Raw genomic sequence first — 733 nt, forward strand, 5'->3', positions numbered from 1 at the left:
ATCGTGATACCAATAGACACCACAGGCACCATACACCAAAACCACAAGGGCATCACTCACTCCTAAATATTCAATCTATGAATATTTTACATCGTTTGTTTAAAAAAATCAACACCAAAACCACAATTAAAGGATAAACAATGGGCTTAAAATCAGATCTAACAGTTAATCTAGGAGCAGAATTTTCAGAGATCACTAAAGGTATCAGGATTTTCAGTAGAAAAACAGGAGAGAGCCTAAGTGATAGCATTGCTAAAGGAATATCAAACCCGATCAATAAATTCAAAGATTTATTTGAAGCTTTTTTTGGGTGGTTAAGGTCAATTGGGGTCAAGAAAAATTCTAGTGTTACTAAAATCATATGTAAAATAATCCTCTGTAATCAATACGATAAGCATTTTGAGAGAAAACGTAATAATAATAAAAGCGAAGAAACCAAAAATCATATATGCACCAGAAAAACCCACAAAATCACTCCCATAGTGACCACCAGACAAACCAAATATAATCATAGACAAGACAAACAAAAAAACTGGAAAAGGCAAAGCGAAAAACACCAGAATATTGTGAATGTGAATGAAAAATCTTGCTACAGGTCCTTTTTTATTTCCTTTTTCCTTTTCCATTTTAGCTTCAATTTTCTTTTCCATTTTAGCTTCAAACTTTTCAAAATGCATAAGCCAGTAAGGTTTTTCATTCAACATTTCCTGAGCACGTTTTTCCTCCAATTCTT

Annotated in this window: 1 protein-coding gene; it reads right to left on the minus strand. The window is 32.7% G+C overall.

What is annotated here, in order from left to right; translation table 11 throughout:
• Positions 1-320: 320 nt before the first annotated feature.
• Positions 321-733, minus strand: a 413-nt coding sequence (locus tag BKH42_RS09120) for a hypothetical protein (RefSeq protein ID WP_219349864.1), incomplete at its 5' end; no start/stop codon positions are given.

Origin of the sequence: Helicobacter sp. 13S00482-2 (assembly GCF_002272795.1) — a bacterium.
GTDB lineage: Bacteria > Campylobacterota > Campylobacteria > Campylobacterales > Helicobacteraceae > Helicobacter_J.